This window comes from Arthrobacter pascens (assembly GCF_017052465.1).
Taxonomy (GTDB): Bacteria; Actinomycetota; Actinomycetes; order Actinomycetales; family Micrococcaceae; genus Arthrobacter; species Arthrobacter pascens.
In genome coordinates this window covers 1-1512 of sequence record NZ_JAFHKT010000054.1, presented here as the reverse complement: position 1 = coordinate 1512, position 1512 = coordinate 1, and the positions used below count along the sequence as shown (strand labels likewise).

Annotated in this window: 1 protein-coding gene; it reads left to right on the top strand. The window is 66.0% G+C overall.

Annotation, left to right across the window (positions count from 1 at the left end):
* Window positions 1–270 precede the first annotated feature (270 nt).
* A complete protein-coding gene (locus JYA52_RS00245; RefSeq protein WP_205651162.1) occupies window positions 271–1341 on the top strand; it encodes an FUSC family protein in 1071 nt (356 codons plus the stop codon).
* The last annotated feature ends 171 nt before the right edge of the window (window positions 1342–1512 follow it).

Sequence of the window (1512 nt, the reverse complement as noted above, 5' to 3'; positions counted from 1 at the left end):
GCAAGCAACGCTCGACGCCTGCTACGCCCGCAACCCACACCGATACCGGAACCAACCCTCAGCACCGGGAGTCCCTCCCAAAGCCGGGATCAACAACAAACAAACCACCCCGCTGTCACAAACAGCTTGATATATACCGGGGCGGGGCCGCTCGTGCGGTCGAGGGCCGGTTAGGCAGGCTTCCGGGAAGTGGCAGCAAAGTAAACTGGCAACCGGACGCCAGCGCCGCCGTCGTCAGTTCCTTACCGTTACGAAAGGCGCCCCTCCACCGTGAAGCTGCTGGCCGAGATGTTCACCCTTGCCCCGGCAAACAAGGACCATTACGTCGCCATCCGCTGCGCAGTGGGAGTCTTCGTTCCGCTGATCACCCTCCTGCTGCTGGATCGCCTGGACCTGGCGATCTTCGCGTCGTTTGGCGCATTCACCGGGATCTACGGCCGCGGCGAGCTGCACCGGAAACGCTTCTTCATCCAGGTGCGGGCCGGTTCTCTCATGCTCGTCGTGATGCTCATAGCCAGCCTGTTCGCGCGGGCCAGCGGCGCCCTGGGACTCCCGGCAACCGCGAGCACCTGGCTGCTGGTCCTGGCCACCACGCTGGTGGCCGGTGCCTGTTCCTTGGTCATTGCCTGGTGGCGCCACCGGCCCGCCGGTTCCCTCTTCCACATCTTCGCGTTTGCCGCCATCGCCTCCATTCCCGGCCAGCCGCCGCTGTGGCAGTGCATGTTGGTGGCCGTCCTCACCACGGTGTTCTGCCTGCTGGTGGGGCTGTCATCCCGCGTGCTGCGCAGCCGCCGGACGCCCTGGCAAATGCCCGCACCTGCCCGGCTCAGCCACGATGAGAAGCGTGCGGCGCGGCTGGAAGCAGTGGGTTACCTCGCAGCAGCAGGGCTGGCCGGCTCCCTTGCCACCCTGGTGGGGCAGTGGCTGGGCTTCGGCCACAACTACTGGGCAATGGTGGCGGCTGTGGTTCCCCTGGTGGGCCGGACCACCCGCCACCGCATCGCCCGCGGAGTCCAGCGAATCATCGGCACCGTGCTGGGCCTGCTACTGCTCGCGGGGATCCTGCTGCTGCATCCCGTGCCGTGGCAGACGGTCCTGGTGATCGCCATCTGCCAGTTCGGCGCCGAGCTATTCATCGCCCGCAACTACGTCGTGGCCCAGGTCTTCGTGACGCCGCTTGCGCTGATCTCGACGCTGCTGGTTGCTCCGGCCAGCCCGGACCTGCTGTTGCGCGACCGGATCGTGGAAACAGTGATCGGCGCCGCCGTCGGGATCGCCGTGGTGCTCGCGCCGGCAGCCTGGGCCCGGTCCCGGTCCCAGTCCAAGCCCGCCAACGCTTGAGCGGCCTCTGCCCGCTTGACCGGCCAGGGTCCCCTGTGTGTCAGGCTCTTGTGTGACAGGTTTCTGTCTATACCGGACGGGGCACTCGGGGCGGGGAAGGTCTTTGATGGATTTTGTTATTCCTGTCCGCCATTCCAATCGTCGCTTCACTGTTGACGAGAAAAACGCGAT